Raw genomic sequence first — 23,761 nt, forward strand, 5'->3', positions numbered from 1 at the left:
ACATGACCCCGTTTCTCGGCCACAACTACATCGGCGGCCAGCGCAGCGCCAAGGGTAGCGTGACCCTGCAGAGCATCGACGCCAGCACCGGCGAAGCCTTGGCGCAAGTCTTTTACCAGGCCACCCCGGACGAGGTCGACGCCGCCGCCAAAGCCGCCGCAGCCGCTTACCCGGCATACTGCGCGCTGAGTGCGTCGCGCCGCGCGCAGTTTCTGGACGCAGTGGCCGATGAACTGGACGCGCTGGGTGAAGATTTTATCGCGCTGGTCTGCCGCGAAACCGCGCTGCCTGCCGCGCGCATCAACGGCGAACGCGGGCGCACCAGCGGCCAGATGCGCCTGTTTGCCACGGTGTTGCGTCGCGGTGATTTTTACGGCGCACGCATCGACAGGGCGTTGCCCGACCGCCAGCCACTGCCGCGCCCGGACCTGCGCCAGTACCGCATCGGCCTGGGCCCGGTGGCGGTGTTTGGCGCAAGCAACTTTCCCCTGGCATTTTCCACGGCCGGCGGCGACACCGCAGCAGCGCTGGCGGCGGGTTGCCCGGTGGTGTTCAAGGCCCACAGCGGGCATATGGCGACCGCCGAGCGGGTTGCCGATGCCATTATTCGCGCGGCCGAGGCGACTGAGATGCCGGCCGGTGTGTTCAATATGATCTTCGGCGGCGGCGTCGGTGAGGCGCTGGTCAAGCACCCGGCGATCCAGGCCGTGGGCTTTACCGGCTCGCTCAAGGGCGGTCGCGCGTTGTGCGACATGGCGGCGGCGCGGCCGCAGCCGATCCCGGTGTTTGCCGAGATGTCGAGCATCAACCCGGTCATCGTATTGCCCCAGGCCTTGCAAGCGCGGGCCGAAACTATCGCCCGCGACCTGACCGCCTCGGTGGTGCAGGGCTGTGGCCAGTTCTGTACCAACCCTGGTTTGGTGATTGGCATTGCCTCTGCGCAATTCACGGCATTCACTCAGCAGGTCGCCCAACTGATCGGCGATCAAGCCGCGCAAACCATGCTGAACGCCGGCACCTTGAGCAGCTACGGCAAAGGCCTGGAAAAGCTGCTCGCGCACCCCGGCATCCAGCACTTGGCGGGCAATGCCCAAGCGGTCAACCAGGCACAGCCGCAGCTGTTCAAGGCCGACGTGGGTTTGCTGATCGACGGCGATGCGGTGCTGCAGGAAGAAGTGTTCGGCCCGACCACGGTATTCGTCGAAGTGGCCGATCAAGCCCAACTCAGCGCCGCCTTGCACGGCCTGCACGGGCAACTGACGGCAACGATCATTGGCGAGCCCGCCGACCTTGAGCAGTTTGCTGAACTGACGCCGCTGCTGGCGCAGAAGGTTGGCCGCATCCTGCTGAACGGTTACCCGACCGGCGTTGAAGTCTGCGACGCAATGGTCCACGGCGGCCCATACCCGGCCACTTCGGACGCGCGTGGCACCTCGGTCGGCAGCCTGGCCATCGACCGCTTCCTGCGCCCCGTGTGCTTGCAGAATTACCCTGATAGCCTGCTGCCCGACGCGTTGAAAAACGCCAACCCGTTGCGTATCCAGCGGCTGGTGGATGGCACGCCGTCGCGCGAGCCGCTGTAAAAAAACAGGAGGTTTTATGTCGTGTACCGCTGTCACCGCACACCGTGCGCAGTTGGGCGAAGCACCGTTTTGGGATGCGCCGACCCAGGCGCTGTACTGGGTCAATATTGCCGGCAAACAGGCGCTGCGGTTTATGCAGGGGCAGTTGCAGATCTGGCAGATGCCCGAGCATGTCTCGGCGTTTATTCCGTGTGAGAGCGGCGATGCGCTGGTGACCTTGAGCAGCGGCGTCTACCGGCTGAACCTGGAAACCGAAGCCCTGACCCTGCTGTGTGTGGCCGACCCGCAACCCGGCAACCGTGGCAATGAAGCGCGCTGCGACGCCCAGGGCCGCCTGTGGCTGGGCACCATGCAGAACAACATCGGCGAGCAGGGCGAAGACCTGCCCATCACGCGGCGTTCCGGTGGGCTGTTTCGTATTGACGCCGATGCGCAGGTCACGCCGCTGCTGCACGGCCTGGGCATTCCCAATACGTTGCTGTGGAACGCGGAGGGCACCCAGGTGCATTTCGGCGACAGCCTCGACGCCACGCTCTACCGGCACGCGATCCAGGCAGACGGCCAGCTTGAGCCGGCGCAGGTGTGGTTCGGCCCGCATTCACGCGGTGGCCCGGACGGCTCGGCGCTGGACAGCCAAGGCTATATCTGGAACGCGCGCTGGGACGGCAGTTGCCTGCTGCGCCTGACGCCGGACGGCGAAGTCGAGCGCATCATCGAACTGCCCGTCAGCCGCCCCACCAGTTGCGTGTTCGGTGGCCCGAACCTCACCACTCTCTACATCACCAGTGCTGCCAGCCCACTCGATCACCCGTTGGACGGCGCGGTGCTGGCCATCGAGGTGCAGGTGCCCGGCACACCCTGTCACCGCTTTGCCGGATAACCCAAGACCCAAAAAACAACAACAAGGAGTCACCCGTATGAATCGTCGTCGTGGTTTGCGTTCCCTCTGCTGCGCCGCTGTGGCGGTGTCGGCGCTGAGCTTGAGCGGCCTGTTGCTGGCCGCCGAGGAAGTGAAGATCGGCTTTTTGGTCAAGCAGGCGGAAGAACCGTGGTTCCAGACCGAATGGGCGTTTGCCGAAAAAGCCGGCAAGGAACATGGCTTCACCGTGATCAAGATCGCCGTGCCCGATGGCGAGAAAACCTTGTCGGCCATCGACAGCCTGGCCGCCAACGGCGCCAAGGGCTTTGTGATCTGCCCACCGGACGTGTCGCTGGGCCCGGCGATTGTCGCCAAGGCCAAGGTCAACGGCCTGAAAGTGATTGCCGTGGATGATCGCTTCGTCGATGCCAAGGGCAACTTTATGGAGGACGTGCCGTACCTGGGCATGGCGGCGTTCGAAGTCGGCCAGAAGCAGGGCGCGGCGATGGCGGCTGAAGCGAAAAAACGCGGCTGGGACTGGAAGGACACCTATGCGGTGATCAACACCTTCAACGAGCTCGACACCGGTAAAAAACGCACCGACGGCTCGGTCAAATCCCTCGAAGACGCAGGCTTTCCCAAGGACCACATCCTGTTCACCGCCGCCAAGACCCTCGATGTTCCAGGCAGCATGGACGCCACCAACTCGGCACTGGTCAAGCTGCCCAGCGGCGCCAAGAACCTGATCATCGGCGGCATGAACGACAACACCGTGCTCGGCGGCGTACGCGCCACTGAAACGGCCGGCTTTGCCGCGGCCAACGTCATCGGCATCGGCATCAATGGCACCGACGCCATCGGCGAACTGAAAAAGCCCAACAGCGGCTTCTTCGGCTCAATGCTGCCCAGCCCGCACATCGAAGGCTACAACACCGCGAAGATGATGTTCGACTGGGTCACCACCGGCAAGGAACCGCCGAAGTACACCGCCATGGATGAAGTGACATTGATCACCCGCGACAACTTCAAGCAGGAACTGGAAAAAATCGGCCTGTGGAACTGAGGTAAGCAAACTGTGGGAGCTGGCTTGCCTGCGATGCAGGCACCTCGGTGTATCAGGCAGAACCAGTTGATGCCATCGCAGGCAAGCCAGCTCCCACATTTGATTGAGTGCAGCCTCCAAGATCAGGTCGGCTGTCAGGCCGCCTCGCCTTGTTTTTGATCCAACCACTCAGGTCGGCTACCAGGCCGCCGTGCTCTTGCTCTTGCTTTTGATCTTGATCTTGCTTTTGATTTTGATCTTAGGCGCCCCGTTAAACCACGCTGGCCGAACGCAGGCTTTGGAGCGGGGGTAAACCGGCAGGACGCCGGTTTAGCCGCGCTGGGCCAAGGATGGCCCATCGCGGCGGCCCCCGCTCCAAAGCCGGAGTGAGGGCATGTCGAGCCTAGGCGAGACACCGAGTGGTGGGGCAAGAGCGTTTTGCTTACTTTTGCGCTGTTCAAAAGTGAGCCGCCGTAAGGGCGGAACCAATAGCCGCCGTTACCGCAGCAACGGATATGTCCCAGCACCCCTCACCAGCAATCCAGCCCCCAGTTTAATCGGCGGAGAATTTCAAGACGGTGTTGTGAGTGTAAGTCTGCCCTGGGTTAAGACGGGTCGAGGCAAACGTCGGCTGATTCGGCGCATCCGGGAAATGCTGGGTCTCCAGGGTAAACGCGCTCCAATGCGCATACACCTTGCCGGCCTTGCCCTTCACCGTGCCATCCAGGAAGTTGCTGGTATAGAACTGCACGCCAGGTTCGGTGGTGTAGAGCTGCAAACGCCGACCTGAAGCCGGGTCGTGCACCTCGACGGCGAGTTGCTTGATATCGCCTTTGTTATCCAGCGCCCAGTTGAAGTCAAACCCGCCTTGTTTCGGCTCGGCAAACTTGAGCTGTGGATGGTCGTCCTTGATGTGCTGGCCGATCGGCGTGGGCTTGAGGAAGTCCATCGGCGTGCCTTTGACCGGCGCCAGTTCGCCGGTCGGAATCAAGGTGGCATTCACCGGCGTGTAGTGGCTGGCATGCAAGGTTGCGACTTGCTTGAGAATGTCGCCATTGCCCGCGCCGGCAAGGTTGAAGTAGCTGTGGTTGGTGAGGTTCAGCACCGTCGGTTTATCGGTGGTGGCTGTGTAGGCGATGTGCAGTTCGTTTTTATCGTTGAGGCTGTAAGTGACCTCGGTCTTCAAGTTGCCGGGGAAGCCCATCTCGCCGTCCTTGGACAGGTAGCTCAGCTTCACGCCGACCGAGTCCTTGCCCTTGATCGGCTCGGCTTGCCACACCTGCTTGTCGAAACCCTGGGCGCCGCCGTGCAGCGAGTTGGGGCCATCGTTGAGCGGCACCTGGTAACGCTTGCCGTCGAGTTCGAAGGCACCGCCCGCCAGGCGATTGCCGAAGCGCCCGATGGTCGCGCCGAAAAATGCGGTGCCGCTCTGATAGCCCTGCACGTCATCGAAACCGAGGACCACGTCATCGACCTTGCCGTGTTTGTCCGGCACTTTCAGCGACTGCAACACGCCGCCGTAGGTGATCACCGTGGCTTGCATGCCATGGCTGTTACGCAGGATGTATTGTTCGACGGCGGTGCCGTCATTGGTTTTGCCGAACGGTTTGTGTTCACTGCTAAGCCCGGCCGCCTGGGCGCCGCCGCTGGCGATCAGCATGGATAAGGCGAGGCCCGAAAGCAGGTGTCGAGGGTGCTTCATGGTCGAACTTCCTTTTGTTGTTTTGAGTGGAATAGTTCTACTAATGTGCGATATTTCGTCGAGTTGACAGCGAATTTATAGCCTTAAACGCCAGATACGCCAAATAAAATAAGACTAATTGATCGAGGCACACGTTATATGAGTACTGCACACGCCGTTTATCCGGACCTGAAGGGTAAGACCGTATTGATTTCCGGAGGTGCCTCGGGCATTGGCGAATTCATGGTGCGCGCCTTCGCCGCGCAGGGCGCCAAGGTGGCTTTTGTGGACCGCGCCCAAAGCCAGGGCGAGCGGCTGGCGGCGTTGTTGAGTGCCCAGGGGCATAGCATCGAGTTTGTGTGCTGCGACATCACCGATGAAATCGCCTACAAGGCAGCGATAGCGCGTTTTGAACACACGCTGGGGCCGATCACTGTGCTGGTGAACAACGCCGCCAACGATGTGCGTCACACCTTGGAAGAGGTCGATTCGGACATGTTCGACAAGCTGATCGCGGTCAACCTCAAGCACGCATTCTTCGCGGCCAAGGCCGTGGTTCCGATGATGAAAGGCGCCGGCGGCGGGGCCATCATCAACCTCGGCTCGGTCGGCTGGATGATGGCCTCCGCCGGCTACCCGGTGTACGCCGCCAGCAAGGCCGCCGCCCACGGCATGACCCGCGCACTGGCACGGGAATTGGGCCCCAGCCGTATTCGGGTGAACACCTTGGTGCCGGGTTGGGTCATGACCGAAAAACAACTGGCGATGTGGGTCGACGATGCGGCCAAAGAGCTGATCAGCCGCAGCCAGTGTTTACCCGGCAGTGTGCTGCCGGAACACATCGCCAATATGGCGTTGTTTCTTGCCTCGGACGCATCGGCGATGTGTTCGGCGCAGAACTTCATTGTGGACGGCGGTTGGGTGTAGGCCGGTTATTCGAGGGCGTACCTCTTGAAGGCAGGGTGTTGTTCCAGTTGACTCGCAAGGCGCTGCAGCTTGGGAAAGGTCTCGGCCTTGAGTACTGACGGCAGTTTGAGCTGGGTGAACGACCACGTGACGGCCGCCGTCAGTGCGGCCTGGCTCGGGCGTTCGCTGCCGGGGTGGGGCACGTGTTTTTCCAGCAGTGTGTAAGCGGCCAGCAACTGCCCGGTCACGCGGTCGAGCCACGGCTCGTGCAGTTTCTCGGCTGGGCGCAGCAGGTGCTCGTAGACGATCTGCACGGTTTTCTCACACGCCGCCAGGGCCAGGCCGAGCACTTGCAGGTCTTTGGCCAGCGCGTCGGGGTTGGGTGGCAGGAGTTTCTTGTCGGTTGGCGCCAGGCGTTCGAAGTAGTCGAGGATCAGGCTGGAATCCATCAACACCGTGCCATCCTCCAGCACCAGCGTAGGCGCCTTGACCACCGGGTTGATCGCGGAAAATTCAGCGTAGGTGCTGAACACCGAGAGCGCCTCGTGCACGAAATCCACCCCGTACAGCTCCAGGGAAATTGCCACGCGACGTACGTAAGGCGAGTCCAGCATGCCGACCAGTTTCATGAAGCCTCCATTGCTCATACGGTGTTGGGCTCACGAGATTAAGGGCACGGGGCCGGGCTGCGCAATCGCCTCGCGCAGTTGCTGATAAGCCTCTATCAGTTGCGCCAGGCTGAACGCCAGGTTGCGCCCGCTCGGGTTGGGCAGCACCCACACCGTGGCGCCGCCGAGTGCCTGCGGTTGCGGCCCCCACTCAACCTGCCGCCGGCCGCACAACGCGCTGTAGCCGGGCTTGCCAAGGAACGCCACACAGCGCGGCCGGCAGTCGCGGACCTTCTGTTCAAACGCGGTCGCCGCGTCCTTGAATTCATGCCGTGCCAATTCCCCCGCGCTCGCCGTTGGGCGTTCGACCAAGGTGGTCAGGCCGCAGTGATAGTCGAGCAGGGTGCGGCCATCCTCCGGGCGAATTTCATGCGGGGTAAAACCCGCCAGGTGCAACGTGCGCCAGAAGCGGTTGCTGCGATTGGCAAAGTGCTGGCCGAGGGCGGCAGAGCCTTTGCCGGGGTTGATGCCGCAGAACACCACGTGCAGGTGCTCGGCGAGGATGTCGTCGAGGTGGATGGCTTAATCGTCCTTGGCCAGGAGCGTGCGGGCAAACTCATCGGAGGCGATAAAGTCCAATGTCTGGCGCAACTGCGCTGCCGCTTCACGGCCGAACGCCTGATCAAAGCGCTCGGCCATCTGGTTCGAAATACGCTTGGCCGCCGCGTGGGTGCGCTTGCCGTGTTCGGTGAGCAGCACGCGGCGGGTGCGGCGGTCGAGTTCGTCCACCTGCAGTTCCACCAACCCATCGCGCACCAGCGGCTTGAGCGTATGGCCGAGGGCGGACAGGTCCATCACCAGGGCCTGGGCCAGCTCGCCCATTTTGGGCGTACCGGCTTTGGCGATACGGTTGAGCACGGCGAATTGGGTGGCTTTCAAGCCGCACGGCGCATACGCCTCGTCATAGATCTGGCCCAGGCGGCGGGACGTGCGGCGCACGGCACCGTTGACGCAGGCGCTGGGGCTATCGGAGCAAGGCGGGGCAGATTTCAAGGGCAGATACTCTCTGATACAAAACACGACGCCGGTGATTATGCCTGCGCGACCTGTCAGGACAAGGCCTTTCAGACCGAAGAAGCCTTGTAGATGAATACTGAGACAGCTTGAAACAAATTAGTTGCGTATGCCACTAAATTCGATATCGTGGCATATGCCTCTTTGTGACTCGGATGTCGTTGCAATATCCCCAGGAAGCGTGTGGGGGCGAGGCGGGAAAACGGCACGGCTCTGCCTGCTTGAACATCCAACCCCTGTCTGGATCACCTCCTATGCTGAGCCTCGTGCGCATCGCATTGCGGCGCCCTTATACCTTTCTGGTATTGGCCATTTTCATCCTGATCATCGGCCCGTTGGCGGCCTGGCGCACGCCCACCGACATCTTTCCGGAAATCCGCATCCCGGTTATCGCCGTCATTTGGCAGTACACCGGCCTGCCGCCGGATCAGATGGCGGGGCGCATCACTTCGCCTTTTGAGCGGGTGCTGACCACCACCGTCAACGACATCCGCCATATCGAAGCGCAGTCGATGAATGGCTACGGGATCGTAAAGATCTTCTTCCAGCCCGGCGTCAACATCAGCACGGCCAACGCCCAGGTGACCTCGGTGTCCCAGGCGATTTTGCGCCAACTGCCGCCGAGCACCGTGCCGCCGCTGGTGCTCAACTACAGCGCCTCCACCGTGCCGATTGTGCAGCTCGCGCTGTCGGGGCCGGGCTTGAGCGAGCAACGCCTGGGCGATATCGGCCTGAACCAGGTGCGCCTGATGCTCACCACCGTGCCGGGTGCGGCGCTGCCATACCCGTTTGGCGGCAAGAGCCGCCAGGTGCAGATTGACCTCGATTCGGCGCGCATGCAGGCGCGCGGCCTGTCGGCGCAGGACGTGGCGACCGCCCTGGCCACGCAGAACCTGATCACGCCGGTGGGCACGCAGAAGATCGGCAGCTACGAATTCAACCTGCAACTGAACAACTCGCCATCGGATTTCCATGACCTGGAAAACCTGCCGATCAAGACCGCCGATGGCACCACCGTGCTGATCCGCGACGTGGCCACGGTGCGCGACGGCAACCCGCCGCAAACCAACATTGTGCACGTCAACGGCAACCGCTCGGTGCTGCTGCCGGTGCTCAAAACCGGTTCGGCGTCGACCTTGGGCGTGATCGCCGGGATCAAGGACAAACTCGCCGACAACCAGGCCGCCTTGCCGCCCAACCTGAATATCGACATGATCGGTGACCAGTCGCTGTTCGTGCGCTCGGCCATCAGCGGCGTGGCCCGTGAAGGCTTGATCGCGGCGGCGCTGACCAGCTTGATGATCCTGCTGTTCCTCGGCAGTTGGCGTTCGACGGTGATCATCGCCACCTCGATTCCGTTGGCGATCCTGGCGTCGATTGCGACGCTGTCGGCGCTCGGCGAAACCCTCAACATCATGACCCTCGGCGGCCTGGCGCTGGCGGTCGGTATCCTGGTGGACGACGCCACGGTGACCATCGAGAACATCAACTGGCACCTGGAACAGGGCAAGCCGGTGGAAACGGCGATCCTCGACGGCGCGGCGCAAATCGTCACCCCGGCATTCGTATCGCTGCTGTGTATCTGCATCGTGTTTGTGCCGATGTTCTTCCTCGACGGCGTGGCGCGTTTCCTGTTCGTGCCGATGGCCGAAGCGGTGATCTTCGCCATGATCGCCTCGTTCATCCTTTCGCGTACGCTGGTGCCGACCCTCGCCAACTACCTGCTCAAACCCCATGTGCACGGCGAAGACGGGCACGCGCCATCGCGCAATCCGCTGGTGAAGTTCCAGCGCGGCTTCGAGCGTCGTTTTGAAGGGTTTCGCGAGCGTTACCACGGCGTCCTGGACAGTGCCTTGCACCATCGCCGCACGGTGGTGATCGGCCTGCTGGCGTTTGTCGCGGTGTCGTTTGCGCTGGTGCCGTTCCTGGGCCGCAACTTTTTCCCCGAGGTCGATTCCGGGCTGATCCTGCTGCACGTGCGCGCCCCGGTGGGCACGCGGGTGGAAAGCAACGCGCACCTGATCGCCGACATCGAAAACGCGATTCGGCGCAAAGTCCCGGCCAACGAACTCAAGGCCTTGGTGGATAACATCGGCCTGTCCATCAGCGGCATCAACGTGGTGTACAACAACACCGGCACTGTGGGTTCCCAGGACAGCGACATTCAGATCAGCCTCAACGAGGGCCACCGCCCGACCGCCGAATACATGCGCATACTGCGCGAAACCCTGCCACGGGAATTCCCCAGTGCAGTGTTCTCGTTCCCGGCCTCGGACATTGTCGGGCAGATCCTCAACTTCGGCTCGTCGGCGCCCATTGACCTGCAAATCACCGGCAATAACCTGGCGGGCAACTTCACGTACGCCAGCGCGTTGCTGCGCGATATTCGCCGCGTGCCGGGGGTGGTCGATGCGCGTATCCAGCAGTCGCGGCAATTGCCCACGTTCAATATCGACGTGGACCGCACCCGTGCGCAATTGGTCGGCCTGACCGAGCGCGACGTGACCAACAGCCTGGTGGTCAACCTTGCCGGTTCCAGCCAGGTGGCGCCAACATTCTGGTTGAACCCGGCCAACGGCATTTCCTACCCGATCGTGATGCAAACGCCGCAGTACAGCCTCGAAAGCCTGGCGGCGCTGCATAACCTGCCGCTCAGCGGCAGCGGCGGGGCGGCCACCGACCAGACCTTGGGCGGCCTGGCGAATATCCAGCGCAGCCACAGCAACTCGGTGTTTACCCAGTCGGATATCCAGCCGGTGGTCGAAGTGCTGACGGCGATCCAGGACCGCGACCTCGGTGGCGTCGCCGCCGATATCCAGAAGATCATCGCCGCTCATGCCGGCGAGGTGCCGACCGGCTCCAAGGTGATCCTGCAGGGCCAGGTGCAGACCATGAACGCGGCCTTCAGTGGCTTGCTGTTCGGCCTGCTCGGCGCGGTGGTGCTCATTTACTTGCTGATCGTGGTCAACTTCCAATCCTGGGCCGACCCGTTTGTGATCATCACCGCATTGCCGGCGGCGCTGGCGGGCATCGTGTGGATGCTGTTTGTCACCCACACGCCGCTGTCGGTGCCGGCGTTGACCGGGGCGATCATGTGCATGGGCGTGGCCACCGCCAACGCCATCCTGGTGGTGAGTTTCTGCCGCGAGCGCCTGGCGGTGCACGGCGATGCGGTGCAGGCCGCGCTGGAGGCGGGTTTCACCCGGCTGCGGCCGGTGCTGATGACCGCCATTTCGATGATCATCGGCATGGCGCCCATGGCCTTGGGCTTGGGCGAGGGCGGCGAGCAGAACGCGCCGCTGGGCCGCGCGGTGATCGGCGGCCTGGCGTTTGCCACCATCGCCACGTTGATCCTGGTTCCGTTGATTTTCAGTCTTGTCCACGGGCGTCGTCAGCACGCCACGCTGGCGACCACCGTTTCCCAAGGGGTTTGACATGTCCGTTTCTGTTTCTAAATCCAAGTCTTCCCGTGGCCTGCTGTGGCTGATCCTGGGCGGGGCAGTGGTGGTTGTCATTGTTGGTGTTGGCATCGGCGTGCGCGCCAGTGAATCGCGCGACCTCAAGACCTGGACCGACGCCCAGGCGTTGCCCAGCGTCAACATGATCAAACCGGTGGTGCAAGCCCAGGGCCCGGTGCTCAACCTGCCGGGACGCCTGGAGGCGTATTCCCGCGCGTCGATCTTTGCGCGGGTCAACGGCTACCTCAAATCCTGGAATGTCGACATCGGCACCCGCGTCAAAGCCGGGCAAGTACTTGCCGAAATCGACACCCCGGAACTCGACCAGCAACTGCTGCAAGCGCGTGCCACCCTGGCCTCGGCCCAGGCCGATGAGCACTTGGCCGAAACCACCGCCAAACGCTGGCAGGCGATGCTGGCGAACGACTCGGTGTCGCGCCAGGACGTGGACGAGCGCACCGGCGACCTGACCGCCAAGCGGGCCAAGGTCACGGCGGCCAAGGCCAATGTCGAGCAGTTGGTCGCGACCAAGGGCTTCCAGCATCTGGTCGCGCCGTTCGCCGGTGTGGTCACTGCGCGCAGCACTGACGTCGGCGCCTTGATCAGCGCCGGCGGCACGGCCGGTAAAGAGCTGTTTGCGGTGGCCGATGTCAGCCGCCTGCGCGTGTATGTGCAGGTGCCGCAGACCTTCTCGCCGCAGATTCGCGAAGGCACCACGGCGCGCCTCAGCGTGCCGGAATACCGCGGTGAGACCTTCACCGGCAAAGTCATCGCCACCGCCGATGCGGTCAACGCCGCCTCCGGCAGCACCCTGGTGCAACTGCTGGTGGACAACCCCGGTGGCCGCCTGCTGCCGGGCGGCTACACCAGCGTGCAGTTCGACTTGCCGGTGCAGGCCGACGTGATCCGTGTGCCGTCCAGCGCCTTGGTGTTCGATGACAAGGGCATGCGCGTCGCCACCCTGGATGCGAACAACCATGTGCACTTCAAGACCGTCAGCATCGCCCGCGACTTCGGCGACAGCGTGGAGATCGCCAGCGGCCTGCAAGCCACCGACCGCGTGATCGACACGCCGCCGGACGGCCTGGCCGATGATGATTCGGTGCAGCTGGCCGTCGCCGCGACCGAGGGCAAACCCCATGGCTAAGCGCAACCTGCTGGGCCTGCTCGCCACCTTGAGCTTGGGCGCGTGCTCGTTGGCGCCGCCGCTCAAGGTGCCGGAAACGCCGATTGCCGCGCAGTTTCATACCCAAGGCCCGTGGACCGTCGGCGCGCCCAACGACCAGGCCAACCGGGACGGCTGGTGGCGTATTTATAATGACCCGCAACTGGACGCGATGCAGCAGCAGTTGCTGAAAAACAACCCCGACTTGAGCGCGGCACTCGCGCACTATCAGCAGTCCCAAGGGTTTTTGGCCCAAGACCGTTCGGGCCTGTTCCCGAAGATTTCGGCCATCGGCAGCGGCCAGCGCATTCGCCAGTCGGACACCAAACCGTTGCGTTCGGCCACTTCGCCGGATGTCTACAACTCGGCGACGCTGGGCCTGGAGGTGGATTATGAAGTCGACCTGTGGGGCCGCGTGCGCGACACCGTGGCGGCCGGCACCAGCGACTCCGAGGCGGCCAAGGCTGATTTGGCTTCGGTACGCCTGAGCCTGCAGGCGCAATTGGCCGACAGTTATATCCGCCTGCGCGGTATCGACTGGCAGAACCAGTTGCTGGAGCAGACCCGCGATGCGTACGCCAAAGCCTTGGGCCTGACCGAAGGCCTGCACGGCGGCGGGATCGTCTCCGGCCTCGATGTGGCGCGGGCGCGCACGCAGTTGTCGACGGTGAAGTCGCAGCTCAGCCAGAGCCAGGTGCAACGGGCGCTGCTGGAGCATTCGATGGCGGCGATGCTCGGTGAGTCGGCCTCGACCTACAGCGTCGCCGTGAACGTGGCGCCGATTGCCTTGCCGAATGTGCCGACCGGCGTGCCTTCGAGCCTGTTGCAGCGCCGGCCGGATATCGCCGCCGCCGAACGTCGCATTGCTGCGGCCAACGCGCGGATCGGCGTGGCCAAGGCGGCGTGGTTCCCGCAGATCACGTTGAGCGCCCAAGGCGGTTATCAGAGTGACGAGTTTGCCCGCTTGCTCAGCGCACCGAACCTGTTCTGGGCCATCGGCCCGTCACTGGTGGGCACGCTGTTTGATGGCGGCGCGCGCCAGGCCCAGGTGGACATCGCCAGGGCCGTCACCGATGAAGCAGCGGCCAAGTACCGCGGCGTGGTGTTGGGTGCGTTCGAGCAGGTGGAGGACAACCTGTCGCAAATCGCCGGCTTGGGCGCGGCCCTGGATGATCAGCGCGATGCGGCGGCGGCGGCGCAATATGCCGAAGACCTGTCGACCTCGCGTTACCGCCAGGGCGCCGTGGCGTATCTGGATGTGGTGACCGCCCAAGTGGCGGCACTGGAAGCCAAGCGCAGTGTGTTGCAATTGCAAACTCAGCAATTGAGCGCCAATGTGGGCCTGATCAAGGCGCTGGGCGGCGGCTGGAACGTGGCTCAACTGGCGGCATCGACCCCTACTGAAACCAAGGAGAAGTGAGCATGACCGAGTACGTACCCCCGAAAGTCTGGACCTGGGACACCGAAAGCGGCGGCACCTTTGCCAGTATCAACCGGCCGGTTGCCGGTGCCACTCATGAAAAGGAATTGCCGGTCGGCAAGCACCCGTTGCAGCTGTATTCCCTGGCCACGCCGAATGGGCAGAAGGTCACTATCTTGCTGGAAGAGCTGTTGGCCCTGGGGCATAACGGTGCGGAATACGATGCGTGGCTGATCAAGATCGGCGACGGTGATCAGTTTGGCAGTGGGTTTGTGGCGGTGAACCCGAATTCGAAGATCCCGGCGCTGCTGGATCGCAGTGGCGATACGCCGATTCGGGTGTTTGAATCGGGGGCGATTTTGCAGTACCTGGCGGAGAAGTTTGGGGCGTTTTTCCCGACTGAACCGGCGGCGCGGGCGGAGTGTTTGTCGTGGTTGTTCTGGCAGATGGGCAGTGCGCCTTATCTGGGGGGTGGGTTTGGGCATTTCTATGCGTATGCGCCGAGCAAGATGGAGTATGCGATTAACCGGTTTGCCATGGAGACCAAGCGGCAGCTGGATGTGCTGGATCAGCGTTTGGCGGTGAGTGAGTACATCGCGGGGGGTGAGTACACTATTGCCGATATTGCGATTTGGCCTTGGTATGGTGGGTTGGTCAAAGGCCGGTTGTATGGGGCTTCGGCGGAGTTTTTGTCGGTGCATGAGTATAAGCATGTGGTGCGTTGGGCGGAGGCGATTGAGGCCAGGCCTGCGGTGCAGCGGGGGCGTCGGGTGAATCGGGTTTCGGGTGCGCCCGAAGAGCAGCTGGCGGAGCGGCACGACGCCAGCGATTTGGACTGATTGGCGGTGGTGGGTTGAGTACATATCCGTTATTTAGGTAACGGCCACTTATGGTTCCGCTCTTACAGCGGGTCACTTTTTGAGGGACCAAAAAGTAACCAAAAAGTCCTCGCCCCACCACTCGGCACCTCGCCTAGGCTCGGTGTGCCCTCACTCCGGCTTTGGAGCGGGGGCCGCCGCGATGGGCCATCCTTGGCCCAGCGCGGCTAAACCGGCGTCCTGCCGGTTTACCCCCGCTCCAAAGCCTGCGTTCGGCCAGCGTGGTTGATGGGGCGACTCAGATCAAAATCAAGATCAAAATCTACAGCACGGCGGCCTGGTAGCCGACCTGAGTGGTAGAAGCAAAAGCAGAGCAACACACCTTTGTCTGATGCAATGCGATCCAAATGTGGGAGCGGGCTTGCTCGCGAATACGGTGTGTCAGTCAGTTCATCTGTCACTGACCCTCCGCATTCGCGAGCAAGCCCGCTCCCACAATTCAACCGAGTTCGGCCGCCAGACTTCTGTGCTCTGCTTTTCTGTGGGAGCTGGCTTGCCTGCGATGCAGGCACCTCGGTACATCAGTCATAACCAGTTGATGCCATCGCAGGCAAGCCAGCTCCCACATTTGATTGAGATCAGCTTCCAAAATCAGGTCGGCTGCCAGGCCGCCTCCCACAATTTTACCGAGTTCGGCGACCAGACCACTGTGCTCTGCTTTTCTGTGGGAGCTGGCTTGCCTGCGATGCATGCAACTCGGTACATCAGGCATAACCAGTTGATGCTATCGTAGGCAAGCCAGCTCCCACATTTGATTGAGATCAGCTTCCAAAATCAGGTCGGCTGCCAGGCCGCCTCCCACAATTTTACCGAGTTCGGCGACCAGACCACTGTGCTCTGCTTTTCTGTGGGAGCTGGCTTGCCTGCGATGCAGGCACCTCGGTACATCAGGCATAACCAGTTGATGCCATCGCAGGCAAGCCAGCTCCCACATTTGATTGAGATCAGTTTCCAAAATCAGGTCTGCTACCAGGCCGCCTCCCACAATTTTACCGAGTTCGGCGACCAGACCACTGTGCTCTGCTTTTCTGTGGGAGCTGGCTTGCCTGCGATGCAGGCACCTCGGTACATCAGGCATAACCAGTTGATGCCATCGCAGGCAAGCCAGCTCCCACATTTGATGGAGTTCAGTTCCCAAAATCAGGTCGGCTACCAGGCCGCCTCCCACAATTTTACCGAGTTCGGCGACCAGACCACTGTGCTCTGCTTTTCTGTGGGAGCTGGCTTGCCTGCGATGCATGCAACTCGGTACATCAGGCATAACCAGTTGATGCTATCGCAGGCAAGCCAGCTCCCACTTTTGGTTGAGTTCAGCTTCCTAAATCAGGTCGGCTGCCAGGCCGCCTCGGCTGTGCTTTTGATCTTGATCTTGATCTTGATCTTAGGCGCCCCGTTAAACCACGCTGGCCGAACGCAGGCTTGAATCCGTGGGTAACCCGGCAGGACGCCGGGTTAGCCGCGCTGGGCCAAGGATGGCCCATCGCGGCGGCCCACGGATTCAAGCCTTCGTTCGGGCACACCGAGCCTAGGCGAGGTGCCGAGTGGTGGGGCAAGAGCCCTTTGGTTACTTTGGGCTGGGCCGGCATTCCGGCTTTTCCAAAGTGACCCGCCGTAAGGGCGGAACCCATATCAGCCACAACCACAAAAACGGATATGTACTCAATCAACCCCAACAACCGCAGGCACCAAAAACGCCGCCTCCAACAACTGCCGCGTATAAGCATGCCGCGGCTCAGCAAAAATCGCCGAAGCCTCCCCCTGTTCCACCACCTGCCCATGCTTGACCACCATCAACTGGTGACTCAACGCCTTCACCACCGCCAAATCATGGCTGATAAACAAATAGGTGAGGTTGTACTTGGCCTGCAAACTGCGCAACAACTCCACCACCTGCCGCTGCACCGTACGGTCCAGCGCCGACGTCGGCTCATCGAGCAAAATCAAACGTGGCTTGAGCACCAGCGCCCGGGCGATGGCGATGCGCTGGCGCTGCCCCCCGGAAAACTCATGCGGGTAACGATGTCGCGACTCCGGATCCAGCCCCACCTCACGCAGCGCCGCAATAATCGCGGCCTCCTGCTCAACAGGCGTGCCCATCTTGTGAATCCGCAACCCCTCGCCAACAATCTCACTGACACTCATCCGCGGGCTCAAACTGCCAAACGGGTCCTGAAACACCACCTGCATTTCCCGCCGCAACGGCCGTACCTGCTGCTGGGTCAGTCGGTCCAACTGCTGGCCCTCAAAACGAATCCCGCCCTTGCTGGCAATCAACCGCAAAATCGCCAGGCCCAGCGTCGATTTACCCGAGCCACTCTCACCAACGATGCCCAGCGTCTGTCCCTGCGGCAGGCTGAAATTAATGCCATCCACCGCCTTGACGTAATCCACGGTGTTACGCAAAAAGCCTTTCTTGATCGGAAACCAGACCTTCAAGTCATCCACTTCCAGCAACGGCGGCCCCACCTCGTTGCTCGCCGGCCCACCGCTGGGTTCCGCCGCCAGCAGCTCCTGGGTATACGGATGCTGCGGCGCCTGGAACAGCGTCTCGCACGCCGCCTGCTCGACGATGCAACCCTTCTGCATCACGCACACGCGATGGGCGATGCGCCGCACCAGGTTCAAGTCATGGCTGATCAACAGCAGCGCCATGCCCAGCCGCGCCTGCAATTCCTTGAGCAATTCCAGAATCTTCAGCTGCACCGTGACGTCGAGGGCCGTGGTCGGCTCATCCGCGATCAACAGTTCCGGCTCGTTGGCCAGGGCCATGGCGATCATCACCCGCTGGCGCTGGCCACCGGAGAGTTCGTGGGGCAAGGCCTTGAGGCGTTTGTGCGGCTCGGGAATACCGACCAGTTCGAGCAGTTCCAGGGTGCGCCGGGTCGCGACCTTGCCGGTCAGCCCTTTGTGCAGGCCGAGTACTTCGTTGATCTGCTTTTCGATGGTGTGCAGCGGGTTCAGCGAGGTCATCGGCTCCTGGAAGATCATCGCAATGCGGTTGCCGCGAATATGCCGGAGGGTTTTTTCTTTAAGGGTCAGCAGGTCTTGCCCGGCATAGCTGATGGTGCCCGCCGGGTGGCGTGCCAGCGGGTAGGGCAGCAGGCGCAGGATCGAGTGGGCGGTGACGGATTTACCCGAGCCGCTTTCGCCGACCAGGGCCAGGGTTTCGCCGCGCTTGATGTCGAAGCTGACGTTGTTGACCACGCGGTGGTGGTGCTCGCCGGTGACGAACTCGACGCAGAGGTCGCGGACTTCGATCAGATTGTCCTGATTCATCTCATTTCCTCGGGTCGAAGGCATCGCGAGCGGACTCGCCGATAAACACCAGCAAACTCAACATGATTGCCAACACGGCAAAGGCACTCATGCCCAGCCACGGCGCTTGCAGGTTGGATTTGCCCTGGGCCACCAATTCACCGAGTGACGGTGAGCCGGCCGGCAAGCCGAAGCCGAGAAAATCCAGGGCGGTGAGGGTGCCGATGGCGCCGGTGAGAATGAACGGCATGAAGGTCATGGTCGAGACCATGGCATTGGGCAGGATGTGCCGGAACATGATCGCGCCGTTCTGCATGCCCAGCGCACGGGCCGCGCGCACGTATTCAAGGTTGCGCCCGCGCAGGAACTCGGCGCGCACCACGTCGACCAGGCTCATCCACGAAAACAGCAGCATGATCCCCAGCAGCCACCAGAAGTTGGGTTGCACAAAACTGGCGAGGATGATCAGCAGGTACAACACCGGCAAGCCGGACCAGATTTCCAGGAAACGTTGCCCGGCGAGGTCGACCCAGCCGCCATAAAAGCCCTGCAGCGCACCGGCGATCACGCCGATGATCGAGCTGAGCACGGTGAGGGTCAGGGCGAACAGCACCGACACACGGAAGCCGTAGATCACCCGCGCCAATACATCGCGGCCCTGGTCATCAGTGCCCAGCAGGTTGACGCTCGAAGGCGGTGCGGGTGCGGGTACTTTGAGGTCGTAGTTGATGCTCTGGTAGCTGAACGGGATCGGCGCCCACAGCGTCCAGGCGTCCTTGGCCTTGAGCAGTTCCTGGATATACGGGCTCTTGTAGTTGGCCTCCAGCGGGAATTCGCCGCCAAATGCGGTTTCCGGGTAGCGCTTGAGCGCCGGGAAATACCAGTCGCCGTCGAAGTGCACGGCCAGCGGTTTGTCGTTGGCGATCAACTCCGCGCCCAGGCTGAGCACGAACAGGATCAGGAACAGCCACAGCGACCACCAGCCACGTTTGTTGGCCTTGAAGCGTTCGAACCGACGGCGATTGAGGGGGGACAGGTTCATCTCAATGCTCCCGGCTGGCGAAGTCGATACGCGGATCGACCAGGGTGTAGGTGAGGTCGCCGATCAGTTTCACGATCAGCCCCAGCAGGGTGAAGATAAACAGCGTGCCGAACACCACCGGGTAATCACGGTTGATCGCCGCTTCAAAGCTCATCAGGCCGAGGCCGTCGAGGGAGAAGATCACTTCCACCAGCAACGAACCGGTGAAGAAAATCCCGATAAACGCCGAGGGGAAGCCGGCGATCACCAACAGCATCGCGTTGCGGAACACATGGCCGTAGAGCACGCGGTGGTTGGTCAGGCCCTTGGCTTTGGCGGTGACCACGTATTGTTTGTTGATCTCGTCGAGAAAACTGTTTTTGGTCAGCAGCGTCATGGTCGCAAAGTTGCCGATCACCAGCGCAGTGACGGGCAGCGCGAGGTGCCAGAAGTAATCGAGGATCTTGCCGCTCCAGCTCAGCTCATCGAAATTGTTCGAGGTGAGCCCGCGCAACGGGAACCAGTCCAGGTAACTGCCGCCGGCAAACACCACGATCAGCAGGATCGCAAACAGGAATGCCGGGATCGCGTAGCCGACGATGATTGCCGAGCTGGTCCACACGTCGAAGTGGCTGCCGTGGCGCGTGGCCTTGGCGATGCCCAGCGGGATCGACACCAGGTACATGATCAGCGTGCTCCATAACCCGAGGGAGATGGACACCGGCATTTTTTCCTTGATCAGGTCGATGACCTTGGCGTCGCGAAAGAAACTGTCGCCGAAATCCAGGCGGGCGTAGTTCTTGACCATGATCCACAAGCGTTCCGGCGCCGATTTGTCGAAGCCGTACATCTTCTCGATTTCCTTGATCAAGGCCGGGTCCAGGCCTTGGGCGCCCCGGTAGCTGGAGCCGGCTACCGAGACCTCGGCACCGCCACCGGCGATGCGGCTGGTGGCGCCGTCAAAGCCTTCGAGCTTGGCGATCATCTGTTCCACCGGGCCACCGGGCGCGGCCTGGATGATGATGAAGTTGATCAGCAAAATCCCGAACAGCGTGGGGATAATCAGCAACAGGCGGCGAACAATATAAGCCAGCATTTAATCGCCTCCGCTCGCCGGATCGGCGCTCGTGTCCAGGGTGACGGCAGGTTTTACATCGGGCTTGGCCCACCAGGTGGAGGTGCCGACGTCGTAGAGTGGCGAGACTTTCGGATGGCCGAGATGGTCCCAATACGCCACGCGGAAGGTCTTGATGTGCCAGTTGGGGATCACGTAATAGCCGAACTGCAGCACACGATCCAGGGCCTTGGCGTGGGCGATCAGGCTTTTACGCGAGTTGGCGTCGATCAACTCTTCAACCAATTGATCGACCGCCGGGTCCTTGAGCCCCATGTAGTTGCGGCTGCCGGGTTTGTCGGCGCTGGACGACGCCCAGAATTCGCGTTGTTCGTTACCCGGCGAGGTCGATTGCGGGAAGCTGCCCACCAGCATGTCAAAGTCGCGCGAGCGCAGGCGGTTGATGTACTGCGACACGTCAACACGGCGGATCACCAGGTTGATGCCCAGGTCCGCCAGGTTGCGCTTGAAGGGCAGCAGGATGCGTTCGAATTCGGTCTGGGCCAGCAGGAACTCGATGGTCACCGGTTTGCCGGTGGTGTCGACCATCTTGTCGTCGACGATCTTCCAGCCGGCCGCTTGCAGCAGTTGGTAGGCCTCGCGCTGCTGGGTGCGGATCATGCCGCTGCCGTCGGTCTTGGCCGGTTCAAACGCCTGGGTGAAGACTTCGGCCGGGATCTTGTCGCGAAACGGCTCCAGAATCGCCAGCTCGTCGGGGCCGGGCAGGCCGGTGGCGGCCATTTCCGAGTTTTCAAAGTAACTGCGGGTGCGCGTATAGGCGCCGTTGAACAGCTGTTTGTTGCTCCACTCGAAATCCAGCAACAGGCTGATGGCCTTGCGTACGCGCACGTCCTGGAACATCGGCTTGCGCGTATTGAACACAAAGCCCTGCATGCCGGTGGGGTTGCCGTTGGGGATTTCTTCCTTGATCAACCGGCCCTCGGCGACCGCCGGGATGTTGTAGGCGTTGGCCCAGTTCTTCGCGCTGAACTCCAGCCAGTAGTCGAATTGCCCGGCCTTCAGCGCTTCCAGCGACACCGTGCTGTCGCGGTAGTAGTCGGTGATGCGGTTGTCGAAATTGTAGAAGCCTTGGGTGACCGGCAGGTCCTTGGCCCAGTAATCCTTGACCCGCTCATAGCGCACCATGCGCCCAGGCTTGACCTCGGCGACCTTGTACGGCCCGCTGCCCAGCGGTATTTCCAGGTTGCCCTTGGCGAAGTCGCGGGTGGCCCACCAATGTTTGGGCAATACCGGCAGTTGGCCGAGGATCAGCGGTAATTCGCGGTTGTTGGTGCGCTTGAACTTGAACAGCACCCGCAGCGGGTCTTCGGCCACCACTTCGTCGACGTCGGCGTAGTAGGTGCGGTACAGCGGCGAGCCGTCCTTGATCAGTGCCTGGAAGGTGAACACCACGTCTTCGGCGCGGATCGGGTGGCCATCGTGAAAACGCGCTTCGGGGCGCAGGTAGAAACGCACCCAGCTGTTGTCCGGGGCTTTTTCGATCTTGCCGGCCACCAGGCCGTATTCGGTGATCGGCTCGTCCAGGCTTTGCATGGCCAGGGTGTCGTAGATCAGCGGCAGATTGTCTGCCGGCACGCCCTTGCTGATGTACGGGTTGAGGCTGTCGAAGCCGCCCATGCTGGATTCGCGGAAGGTGCCGCCCTTGGGCGCGTCGGGGTTTACGTAGTCGAAGTGCTTGAAGTCGGCAGGGTACTTGGGTGGCTCGTTGTACAGGGTCAGCGCATGTTGCGGCGCGGCATTGGCCGCGCTGCACAGCAACAGGCTGCTCAGTAACGCGTAGCGCAAATACATCATTGGGCTTTCTCCGAAGCTTTCAGCCACCACGCGCTCAGGCCCAGGCTGTAGGGCGGCGTGGTGACAAAGGCGAACCGGTTGCGGTACGCCAAGCGATGATAGTTGAGGTACCAGTTGGGAATACTGTAGTGCTGCCACAGCAACACGCGGTCGAGGGCGCGGCCGGCGGCCAGTTGTTCTTCGCGGGTTTGCGCCGCCAGCAGTTGGTCCAGCAGGCGGTCGACCACCGGGTTGGCGATACCGGCGTAGTTCTTGCTGCCCTTGATGTTGGCCTGGCTTGAGTGGAAGTACTGCCACTGTTCAAGGCCTGGGCTCAAGGTCTGGTTGAGGGTGATCAGGATCATGTCGAAGTCGAACTGATCCAGGCGCTGTTTGTATTGCGCGCGGTCAACCGTGCGCAGGCGCGCGTCGATGCCGATGCTGATCAGGTTCTCGACATACGGCTGCAGGATGCGCTCCAGGTTCGGGTTGACCAGCAGAATTTCGAATCGCAGCGGTTGCCCCTCACTGTTGAGCAGGCGCTGCCCCGACAGTTTCCAGCCGGCTTCGCCCAGCAACGCCAGGGCGCGGCGCATGGTGTCGCGCGGGATGCCGCGACCGTCGGTCTGCGGCAGGCTGAACGGCTGGGTGAACAGGTTGGCCGGCAACTGGTCGCGGTACGGCGAGAGCATCAGCCATTCATGGCCTACCGGCACGCCCGTCGCCGAGAACTCGCTGTTGGGGTAATAACTCAAGGTGCGTTTATAGGCGCTGCTGAACAGGGTGCGGTTGGTCCATTCAAAATCGAACATAAACCCCAGTGCTTCGCGCACCTTGGTCTGGGCGAAGGTCGGTCGCCGCGTGTTCATGAACAGGCCCTGGCTCTGGGTCGGGATCTGGTGGGCGATCTGCGCCTTGATGACATCGCCGCGGTTGACCGCCGGGAAGTTATAGCCGGTGGCCCAGTTCTTGGCCTGGTGCTCGATGTAGATGTCGAATTCGCCGGCCTTGAAGGCTTCGAAGGCGACGTCGCTGTCGCGGTAGAACTCCACTTCGACCTTGTCGTAGTTATAGAAACCCTGGTTGACCGGCAGGTCCTTGCCCCAGTAATCCTTGACCCGTTCGAACACCAGTTGCCGGCCAGGCGTGACCTTGGTAATGCGATACGGCCCGCTGCCCAAAGGGGGTTCGAAGGTGGTGGCCTTGAAGTCGCGGTTTTTCCAGTAATGCTGGGGCAATACCGGCAGCTCGCCCAGGCGCAGGATCAGCAGCGGGTTGCCGGCGCGCTTGAACACAAAGCGGATACGGTGGCGGTTGAGGATGTCGACCCGCGCCACTTCCTGCAGGTTGGTGCGGTACTGCGGGTGGCCTTCGGTCAGCAGGGTGCGGTAGGAGAACGCCACGTCATAGGCAGTGATCGGCTTGCCATCGTGGAAACGCGCTTCGGGTCGCAGGTTGAACACCACCCAGCTGCGATCCTCGCTGTACTTCACCGACTGGGCAATCAGCCCGTAGCTGGAGGTGGGCTCATCGCCGGACGGCGCGTACTGGCCGGTGCCGACCATCAACGGCTCGTTCAGCTCGTTGACGCCGTATTGCAGGAAATTGGGGGTGGAAACCGGGCTGGAGCCCTTGAAGGTGTAGGGGTTGAGCGTGTCGAAGGTGCCAAAGGCCATGACCCGCAATGTCCCGCCTTTTGGCGCTGCAGGGTTTACCCAATCAAAGTGGGTGAATTTTGCCGGGTACTTGAGCCTGCCGAACTGCGTATAACCGTGGCTCTCGGTAATCGTCGCGTTCGCTGCAAAGCTCAAGGCCAGACTTATTAGTAGAAGGAGGGGACGCTTCAAGTCAGAGATCCGATCCAGGCGGCTTGGGCTTTATGATCGGTACAGTAACAGCTTGT

The 23,761-nt window shown here is 62.0% G+C and carries 18 protein-coding genes; 9 read left to right on the forward strand and 9 right to left on the reverse strand.

The window, feature by feature from the left end; all coding sequences use genetic code 11:
- Positions 1-2: 2 nt before the first annotated feature.
- From PspR76_RS12935 to PspR76_RS12945, 3 genes are read left to right on the forward strand one after another with little or no spacing between them, the layout of a single operon-like run.
- Positions 3-1,583: an aldehyde dehydrogenase (NADP(+)) gene (locus PspR76_RS12935; RefSeq protein ID WP_159955759.1), complete on the forward strand. Its 1,581-nt coding sequence runs from the start codon at positions 3-5 to the stop codon at positions 1,581-1,583.
- A gap of 16 nt (positions 1,584-1,599) precedes the next feature.
- On the forward strand, positions 1,600-2,463 hold the full coding sequence (locus PspR76_RS12940) for an SMP-30/gluconolactonase/LRE family protein (RefSeq protein WP_159955761.1): 864 nt from the start codon (positions 1,600-1,602) through the stop codon (positions 2,461-2,463).
- A 37-nt stretch (positions 2,464-2,500) separates the two neighbouring features.
- Positions 2,501-3,505, forward strand: a complete 1,005-nt coding sequence (locus PspR76_RS12945; protein WP_159955763.1) for a substrate-binding domain-containing protein — start codon at positions 2,501-2,503, stop codon at positions 3,503-3,505.
- Positions 3,506-4,037: 532 nt separating this feature from the next.
- Here the strand turns inward: PspR76_RS12945 and PspR76_RS12950 are convergent.
- Positions 4,038-5,186 (reverse strand): aldose epimerase family protein, encoded by a 1,149-nt coding sequence (locus PspR76_RS12950; protein WP_159955765.1) that lies wholly within the window; start codon positions 5,184-5,186, stop codon positions 4,038-4,040.
- A 138-nt stretch (positions 5,187-5,324) separates the two neighbouring features.
- Between PspR76_RS12950 and PspR76_RS12955 the strand changes: the two genes are divergently transcribed.
- The gene (locus PspR76_RS12955; RefSeq protein ID WP_159955767.1) at positions 5,325-6,092 is read left to right on the forward strand and encodes an SDR family NAD(P)-dependent oxidoreductase; all 768 of its coding nucleotides are present in this window, start codon (positions 5,325-5,327) and stop codon (positions 6,090-6,092) included.
- 5 nt (positions 6,093-6,097) lie between these two features.
- Here PspR76_RS12955 and PspR76_RS12960 read toward each other — a convergent pair whose 3' ends face one another.
- The 3 genes from PspR76_RS12960 to PspR76_RS12970 are packed head-to-tail and all read right to left on the reverse strand — an operon-like array spanning position 6,098 to position 7,732.
- Positions 6,098-6,700 (reverse strand): glutathione S-transferase, encoded by a 603-nt coding sequence (locus PspR76_RS12960; protein ID WP_159955769.1) that lies wholly within the window; start codon positions 6,698-6,700, stop codon positions 6,098-6,100.
- 30 nt (positions 6,701-6,730) lie between these two features.
- On the reverse strand, positions 6,731-7,258 hold the full coding sequence (mug, locus tag PspR76_RS12965; RefSeq protein WP_159961419.1) for a G/U mismatch-specific DNA glycosylase: 528 nt from the start codon (positions 7,256-7,258) through the stop codon (positions 6,731-6,733).
- A gap of 3 nt (positions 7,259-7,261) precedes the next feature.
- Complete coding sequence (locus PspR76_RS12970) at positions 7,262-7,732, reverse strand: MarR family winged helix-turn-helix transcriptional regulator (protein ID WP_237235758.1); 471 nt, start codon at positions 7,730-7,732, stop codon at positions 7,262-7,264.
- Between the two features lie 275 nt (positions 7,733-8,007).
- Between PspR76_RS12970 and PspR76_RS12975 the strand changes: the two genes are divergently transcribed.
- The 5 genes from PspR76_RS12975 (at position 8,008) to PspR76_RS12995 (ending at position 16,097) form a co-directional block, all read left to right on the forward strand.
- Positions 8,008-11,187, forward strand: coding sequence for an efflux RND transporter permease subunit (locus PspR76_RS12975; RefSeq protein WP_159955771.1), 3,180 nt, complete (start codon positions 8,008-8,010; stop codon positions 11,185-11,187).
- Position 11,188: 1 nt separating this feature from the next.
- On the forward strand, positions 11,189-12,358 hold the full coding sequence (locus tag PspR76_RS12980) for an efflux RND transporter periplasmic adaptor subunit (protein ID WP_159955773.1): 1,170 nt from the start codon (positions 11,189-11,191) through the stop codon (positions 12,356-12,358).
- Entirely contained in the window at positions 12,351-13,796 is a 1,446-nt protein-coding gene (locus PspR76_RS12985; protein WP_159955775.1) for an efflux transporter outer membrane subunit, read from the forward strand. Before PspR76_RS12980 ends, PspR76_RS12985 begins: the two co-directional genes overlap by 8 nt.
- 2 nt (positions 13,797-13,798) lie before the next feature.
- On the forward strand, positions 13,799-14,635 hold the full coding sequence (yghU, locus tag PspR76_RS12990) for a glutathione-dependent disulfide-bond oxidoreductase (RefSeq protein WP_159955777.1): 837 nt from the start codon (positions 13,799-13,801) through the stop codon (positions 14,633-14,635).
- Between the two features lie 790 nt (positions 14,636-15,425).
- Positions 15,426-16,097 (forward strand): hypothetical protein, encoded by a 672-nt coding sequence (locus PspR76_RS12995; RefSeq protein ID WP_159955779.1) that lies wholly within the window; start codon positions 15,426-15,428, stop codon positions 16,095-16,097.
- A gap of 236 nt (positions 16,098-16,333) precedes the next feature.
- Here PspR76_RS12995 and PspR76_RS13000 read toward each other — a convergent pair whose 3' ends face one another.
- From PspR76_RS13000 to PspR76_RS13020, 5 genes are read right to left on the reverse strand one after another with little or no spacing between them, the layout of a single operon-like run.
- Complete coding sequence (locus tag PspR76_RS13000) at positions 16,334-17,950, reverse strand: ABC transporter ATP-binding protein (protein WP_159955781.1); 1,617 nt, start codon at positions 17,948-17,950, stop codon at positions 16,334-16,336.
- 1 nt (position 17,951) lies between these two features.
- A complete protein-coding gene (locus tag PspR76_RS13005; RefSeq protein ID WP_159955783.1) occupies positions 17,952-18,971 on the reverse strand; it encodes an ABC transporter permease in 1,020 nt (339 codons plus the stop codon).
- Position 18,972: 1 nt separating this feature from the next.
- Positions 18,973-20,046, reverse strand: a complete 1,074-nt coding sequence (locus tag PspR76_RS13010) for a microcin C ABC transporter permease YejB (RefSeq protein WP_159955785.1) — start codon at positions 20,044-20,046, stop codon at positions 18,973-18,975.
- Positions 20,047-21,879, reverse strand: a complete 1,833-nt coding sequence (locus PspR76_RS13015; protein WP_159955787.1) for an extracellular solute-binding protein — start codon at positions 21,877-21,879, stop codon at positions 20,047-20,049.
- A complete protein-coding gene (locus PspR76_RS13020; RefSeq protein ID WP_159955789.1) occupies positions 21,876-23,705 on the reverse strand; it encodes an extracellular solute-binding protein in 1,830 nt (609 codons plus the stop codon). The genes PspR76_RS13015 and PspR76_RS13020 overlap by 4 nt, the downstream gene beginning before the upstream one ends.
- Positions 23,706-23,761 lie beyond the last annotated feature (56 nt).

The organism is Pseudomonas sp. R76 (genome assembly GCF_009834565.1).
Lineage (GTDB): Bacteria > Pseudomonadota > Gammaproteobacteria > Pseudomonadales > Pseudomonadaceae > Aquipseudomonas.